Raw genomic sequence first — 6,312 nt, 5'->3', positions numbered from 1 at the left:
TCGCTCATCAGGCGTCTCCTTGATCATCAGATCCGCCGTCTATCGGACACTCCCCGTGAAAGCGCGAGGCTATACACCCTTGGTCATCGCGTCGGTCGAGTCCATCGTGCCCCACTCGGCCCGGCTGCTCAGCAACTCCTTCAGCCTGGCCGCCGCGACATCGGTTCTGATCTTCACTCGCCAGCTCAACACCGCCCCCGAGGCGCCGCGCCGATGGATCCGGAGGCGCCTGGCCCTTCTGGCGAGCGCCGTCCTGGCGATGGCGGGACTTTTCTTCGTCGAGCACCTGGCGGGGAACTCGCACAGGTCTACGCCCTGTACATCCTGGTCTTCATCGCCTTCCGGCCCTCGACCGTGGTCGACTTCCTGCGGGAGACCTGGCGGCGATCGAATGCCACGAGGCACGCGGACGTGCGTATCGGTCCGCGCATCGCTTCGTTCGGGAGCGTCGTCGCCCTCGTCTACTGCACCTACAAGATCGCCGCCGCGCTCACCGTCAGCTTCGGCATGGGCGCGATCTCGGACCACAACCAAAGGTGCTCCTCGCTGCTGTCCTCGCCCTGTGTCTTCAGCGTCACCTGCCCGGCCGTGGCCGTTCTCCTCCTTGCGAGCAGCCTCACCCTGCCCGCCGTTGTCAGGCCGATCAGGCAGGCTCTGCGCCGACGTTGGGAAACGCGGTCCCTTCTCGCGCTCACGCCCCTGTGGGAGGAGTTGGCGTCGGCCATGCCCGAGATCGTCCTGACAGCCGCGGGCTTCGGCGACGATCCGCTCAGCCAGGACGCCGACTTCCTCCTGCACCGGCGCGTCATCGAGATCAACGACGGTCTGCTGACGCTGCGCTCCTACCGTTCGCTGACCGTGCAGCGCGCCGCGCTTCGCTCTTTCGGGGGAACCGCTCAGGGGCCGGTCAAGGCCATCTCCGGTGGGACGCTCACCACCGCACTGCTCTCCTGGCTCACCGCGGACCCCGCTGCCGCAGGACAGATCACCGGCGGGTCGCGCATCGGCGAGGCCGCCGTCACCCGCATCGAGGAGCGCGTCCGGGCGCTCCGGGAGATGGACGACGTCGACGGCGGCGGCGTCATCCTCACCGAGACCTCCAGCGTCCTCGCCCTGGTGCGTGGCCTGATCCGCGACCGCACCTACAGCGACGCCCACGGCGCACGCCTCTACGCGGCCGCCGCCGACCTCTCCCGCCAGCGGGCCGCCGCCTTCGACGTCCACGGCGAGTGCGCCGACGCGACCTTCGAGGCCGCGCTCCGATCGGCGAAGCTGGCCGGGGACGACGCCCTCGGCGCCAACGTCCTCGGCTTCTGGACCACGTCGGCCTACAACACCGGCCGGTCGCAGGACGCCGAGGCCATGGCAACGGCCGGGCTCGCCGCCATCCGGGGAGGCACCACCCCCCGCGTCGAGGCCATGCTCGCCATGCGCCGAGGACACGCCCGCGCCCACCTCGACGACGCCCGCCGCTGGGCGGACTTCGACCGGGCGGAGACGCTCCTCGCCGAGGCCGACGGTCACGACGACCCGAGCTGGGTCTACTGGTTCGGCCTCCCCGACATCGCCGCGGCGCGCGCCTCAAGCCACCGCGACCTCGGCCAACCCGGCCCCGTGACCGAGCAGTTCGCCCAGGTCCACGGCATGTTCGAGCCCGCCTTCGTCCGCGACAGGGCCCTCTATCTAACGCGCCAGGCGGACGCGGAGTTCGAGGCGGGCCACATCGACAAGGCGTGCTCGACGGCCGATCAGGCGCTCGACCTCACCGAGGAGATCAGCTTCGGGCGCACGACGGCACCGCTGCTTGACCTCGCCGACCGCCTGCGCTCCTGCGCCGTCCCCGCCGCCCGCGACTTCCACGACCGTGCCCACACCGTGCTGGCCGCCTGAGCCTTGGGCACCGGTAAACCCCGGCAGCACCGGCGACACCTCTGGCACCATGAGTACTCGCACGTTCACCGTACGAGACCAACCCCATTGATCCAGAGGACGTTTCATGCTGCGCATCGCCATCCCGAACGAGGGCTCTCTCCGCCCCGGCGGGGGCGATGCTCCATGAGGCCGGGTACCGCCAGCGGACGGAGTCCAAGGAGCTCGTCGTCGTCGACGCGGAGAACCAGGTGGAGTTCTTCTACCTCCGGCCCCGCGACATCGCCGTCTACGTCGGCTCGGGAAAGCTCGACATCGGCATCACGGGCCGCGACCTCCTCCTGGACTCCGGCGCGGCGGCGAAGGAGGTCCTTCGACTCGGCTTCTCCCGCGCGGTGTTCCGCTTCGCGGGTGAGCCGGGCGCGGCGGCCTCGGTGCGCGATCTAGAGGGCAAGACGATCGCCACTTCCTATCCCGGCGTGGTGGCCAAGCACCTGGCGGAGCGGGGCGTGATCCCCGGGGGCATCGTCCGCCTGGACGGCGCGGTGGAGACCTCGCTCAAGCTCGGCGTCGCGGACGTGATCGCCGATGTCGTCGAGACGGGCACCACCCTGGCGAACCTGGGCCTTGAGGTCATCGGCGAGCCGATCATGGAGTCCGAGGGCATCGTCATCCTCCCGGTCGGCGCCGACGCCGCCGACGAGGCCGTGCAACGCTTCCTGCGACGCCTCCACAGCGTCATGGTCGCGCGCGAGTACGTGATGATGGACTACGACATCCGCACCGAGGCCGTCGGACGGGCCGTCGCCCTCACCCCCGGCCTGGAGTCGCCCACCGTTTTCCCGCTGCACCGCAAGGGCTGGGCCGCTGTCCGCGCGATGGTCCCCGCCAGCCAGGCGCAGCGCGTCATGGACGAGTTGGAGGACATCGGCGCCCGCGTCATCCTGGCCACCCGGATCCACTCCTGCCGGATCTGACCGCCGAAAGATCCTGCACGGCACGCGACGGTGCCCCACCCCGCGCGTCTTGGGGTGCCGGTAAGAACTCTGTCACCGGTCCTGCTGGCTTATTCCGTGCCTGGCGGGGCCGGCGGCTCGTTGGCCAGGACAGGAGCGGCCGTCCTGGCGTCCCGGTCGCGGGTGGGGTGTGGAATGTCGATGCGGCCGAGGTCCAGGGCGGTGAGTTGGGCGCGGGCGGTGTAGAGGGCGGCGGTGTATCCGGCGGGGCCTGAGCCTATGACGATGACCTCGTGCACGTCGACGCGGCTTATGACGCTCACACTTCCTGCTTGGCGTCAATCTCGGCGATCAGGGCCTCGATGCGGGTGCGGATCTCGTCGCGGATCGGGCGAACCGCTTCCACGCCCTGTCCGGCGGGGTCGTCCAGGGCCCAGTCGCGGTAGTGCTTGCCGGGGAAGATGGGGCAGGCGTCGCCGCAGCCCATGGTGATGACGTAGTCGGACGCCTTCACGGCCTCGGTGGTCAGCACCTTCGGTTGCTCGGCGGAGATGTCGACGCCCACTTCCTTCATCGCCTCCACCGCGGCGGGGTTGACCTGCTCGGCCGGGAGGGAGCCGGCGGAGCGGACCTCGATCCGGTCGCCGGCGAGGTGGATGAGGAAGCCGGCGGCCATCTGGGAGCGGCCGGCGTTGTGGACGCAGACGAACAGCACCGAGGCGGTCGGCGCGGCAGGGGACGGGGCGGCAGGGGACATCGCTTCATTCCTTCACGCAGCAGGCCAGCGGCATCAGCCGGGACTGGTATCAGCCCCGAATGATGTGAAAGTATCAGCACATGCTGACTTCAGTCGAGACTGACCTGATCCGGGTGCTGGCCGACCCGCTCCGGCTCAAGATCGTGACGCTGCTGGCGCGGGAAACCCTGTGCACGACGCACCTGGTGGAGGAGACCGGCGCGAAGCAGACGAACCTGTCCAACCACCTGCGGGTGCTGCGCGAGGCCGAGGTGGTGGAGACCGAGCCGTGCGGCCGGTTCACCTACTACAGGCTGCGGCCCGAGGTGCTGGAGACGCTGGCCGGGCAGTTCACCGACCTGGCCGCGACCGCCCGCGCCACCGCCGAGCACAACCGGAAGCGAACCTGCCCGTGACCACCGCCAAGACCCCGCCCGCCCCCGGACGGGCAGCGAACCCGGAGCCGGAAGACGGCGCGGGGATCGTCGCGAAGCTCTCCACCCTCGACCGCTTCCTGCCGGTGTGGATCATCGTCGCCATGGCCGCCGGACTGCTCGTCGGCCGCGCGGTCGACGGGCTGGACGACGCCTTGGCCGACCTGGAGGTCGGCGGGATCTCCCTGCCCATCGCGATCGGCCTGCTCGTCATGATGTACCCGGTGCTGGCCAAGGTCCGCTACGACGCCACCAGCCTGCGCACCGTCACTGGCGACCGCCGCCTCATGGTCTCGTCCCTGGTGATCAACTGGGTGCTCGGGCCGGCGGTGATGTTCGCCCTTGCGTGGATCTTCCTGCCCGAGCTCCCGGAGTTCCGCACCGGACTGATCATCGTCGGCCTCGCGCGCTGCATCGCCATGGTGATCATCTGGAACGACCTCGCGTGCGGCGACCGTGAAGCCGCCGCCGTCCTGGTCGCGCTCAACTCCGTCTTCCAGGTCCTCGCCTTCGGTCTGCTCGGCTGGTTCTACCTCGACCTCCTGCCCGGCTGGCTGAACCTCGGCGAAGGCGAGAACCTCGACATCTCCGCCCAGGAGATCGCCCTCAACGTCGTGGTGTTCCTCGGTGTCCCGCTGATCGCGGGGTTCGCCACCCGCCGCATCGGCGAGAAGCACCTGGGGCGGGAGCGTTACGAGGAGCGGGTGCTGCCCCGGATCGGGCCGTGGGCGCTGTACGGACTGCTGTTCACCATCGTGCTGCTCTTCGCCCTCCAGGGCGACGCCATCACCTCCGCACCCTGGGACGTCGCCCGCATCGCCCTGCCGCTGCTCGCGTACTTCGCGGTCATGTGGTTCGGCTCCTACACCCTCGGACGGGCGGTCGGCCTGCCCTACGACCGCACCGCCACCCTCGCGTTCACCGCCGCCGGCAACAACTTCGAACTCGCCATCGCCGTCGCGATCGGCACCTTCGGCGTCACCTCGGGCCAGGCCCTTGCCGGAGTCGTCGGACCGCTCATCGAGGTGCCCGTCCTGGTGGCGCTGGTGTACGTCTCCCTGGCCCTGCGGCGCCGGCACGCCACAGCCCAGGGCTGACAGCCCTAGCCGGCCCGGGCGGCGTCACTGCGCGACGCCGCCCGGGGCTGGCGGTCACCCACGCCGGGTGGTGCGCCGCAGCCTGGTCAGCACGTGGCGCGCGTCGCGGGCGGCGCCGCGCAGGGAGTTGGAGGCGAAGCTGCGCTGGAACTCGATGCCGACGTAGCCAAGGCCCGGGACGGTGGTGGACACGCCGAGGCGGTGCAGCGGTCGGTGTCGGTCGTCGAGTGCGGGGGTGCCGGTGAGGTAGGGGTAGCGGTGGCGTTAGCCGGTGGCCCAGACGACGGCGTCGATCGCCTCCCGGGCGCCGTCCGCCCACACCACGCCGTCCGCGGTGAGCGCGGTGAACATCTCCCGCCGCTCCACGCCCCCTTCTCCAAGGCTGCCTTGTAGGTGCCGTCATCGAGTACGGAGACCGGCAGCTTGGCCAGGCGGCCGCGGATGGGGGCGATGTCCAGGCCCGGTGTACCGGGTCCACCAGTGGATGTCCCGGCCCAGCATGAGCTGGGCCATCCACCGCACCGGGGCGCGGGTGGCCAGGGTGACGCGGGCGAGCGGCGCGAGGTCGGCGGCGATCTGGATCGCGGAGTCCCCCGCACCCACCACGACCACGCGCGCGCCTTCGAAGTCCGCGGGGGCGCGGTAGTCGGCGGAGCGCAGCTGCCGCCCTTCGTAGAGTTCGCGGCCGGGCAGGTCGGGGGCGTGGGGGTGCGCGAAGGCACCGGAAGCGGCGACCACGGCCCGCGCCGACCACTGCTCGCCGTTCCCGGTCTCCACGGCGAAGGCGCCGCCGGTGGCGGGCCGGACCGCGGTGACGCGGGTGCCGGTACGGATGTCGGCGTCCAGGCTCTTGGCGATGGTGCGCGGGTAGTCGGCAACCTCATCCCGCGCCGGTAGCGGTCTGGGTCGCCGGGGAAGGGATGGCCGGGCAGGGCTGAGTACCGGGCCGGAGAGAACAGGGTGAGGCTGTCCGTATCAAGCGGGCCAGGAGCCGGCCGTGTCGCCGCCCGCTTCCAGGGCCAGCGGCCGGGACCAGCCGGTGCGGGCAGCGACGGCGGCCGTGGACAGTCCGGACGGCCCGGCGCCGACGATCAGAAGGTCAACGTGTTCCACGGGGAGTGCCCCAACAGCAGATAGTTCGTTGTCTCGGGAAAAACCGAAGCCTTAGCCTCGATCTTTCGTGGTGGGCCGCTGACGGAGTCGGGGCCCGTTCTGTTGTC

Annotated in this window: 5 protein-coding genes and 3 pseudogenes; 4 read left to right on the top strand and 4 right to left on the bottom strand. The window is 70.7% G+C overall.

All coding sequences use genetic code 11. From position 1 onward, the window contains the following. The first annotated feature begins 213 nt into the window (after positions 1-213). Both DEH69_RS31560 and hisG read left to right on the top strand, forming a co-directional pair. Positions 214-1,890 carry an MAB_1171c family putative transporter gene (locus DEH69_RS31560; RefSeq protein WP_309302845.1) on the top strand — a complete coding sequence of 559 codons (1,677 nt, stop codon included), beginning with the start codon at positions 214-216 and terminating at the stop codon, positions 1,888-1,890. Between the two features lie 106 nt (positions 1,891-1,996). Then, positions 1,997-2,846, top strand: a pseudogene (hisG, locus tag DEH69_RS16875) (ATP phosphoribosyltransferase). 203 nt (positions 2,847-3,049) lie between these two features. Here hisG and DEH69_RS33650 read toward each other — a convergent pair. Next, a pseudogene (locus tag DEH69_RS33650) lies at positions 3,050-3,139 on the bottom strand (FAD-binding protein); the annotation flags it as partial. A 5-nt stretch (positions 3,140-3,144) separates the two neighbouring features. Then, positions 3,145-3,582, bottom strand: coding sequence for an arsenate reductase ArsC (locus tag DEH69_RS16865; protein WP_113687816.1), 438 nt, complete (start codon positions 3,580-3,582; stop codon positions 3,145-3,147). A gap of 80 nt (positions 3,583-3,662) precedes the next feature. Between DEH69_RS16865 and DEH69_RS16860 the strand changes: the two genes are divergently transcribed. Further along, complete coding sequence (locus DEH69_RS16860; RefSeq protein WP_113687815.1) at positions 3,663-3,977, top strand: helix-turn-helix transcriptional regulator; 315 nt, start codon at positions 3,663-3,665, stop codon at positions 3,975-3,977. A 65-nt stretch (positions 3,978-4,042) separates the two neighbouring features. Then, entirely contained in the window at positions 4,043-5,092 is a 1,050-nt protein-coding gene (arsB, locus tag DEH69_RS16855) for an ACR3 family arsenite efflux transporter (RefSeq protein ID WP_258534724.1), read from the top strand. A gap of 54 nt (positions 5,093-5,146) precedes the next feature. On the opposite strand, the gene DEH69_RS32790 is transcribed toward arsB, so the two are convergent. Both DEH69_RS32790 and DEH69_RS32785 read right to left on the bottom strand, forming a co-directional pair. Continuing rightward, positions 5,147-5,284: a hypothetical protein gene (locus DEH69_RS32790; protein WP_258534723.1), complete on the bottom strand. Its 138-nt coding sequence runs from the start codon at positions 5,282-5,284 to the stop codon at positions 5,147-5,149. A 207-nt stretch (positions 5,285-5,491) separates the two neighbouring features. Next, a pseudogene (locus DEH69_RS32785) lies at positions 5,492-6,034 on the bottom strand (NAD(P)-binding domain-containing protein); the annotation flags it as partial. Between the last annotated feature and the right edge of the window lie 278 nt (positions 6,035-6,312).

The organism is Streptomyces sp. PT12 (assembly GCF_003311645.1).
Taxonomy (GTDB): domain Bacteria; phylum Actinomycetota; class Actinomycetes; order Streptomycetales; family Streptomycetaceae; genus Streptomyces.
This window is presented reverse-complemented; position numbering and strand designations above follow the sequence as displayed.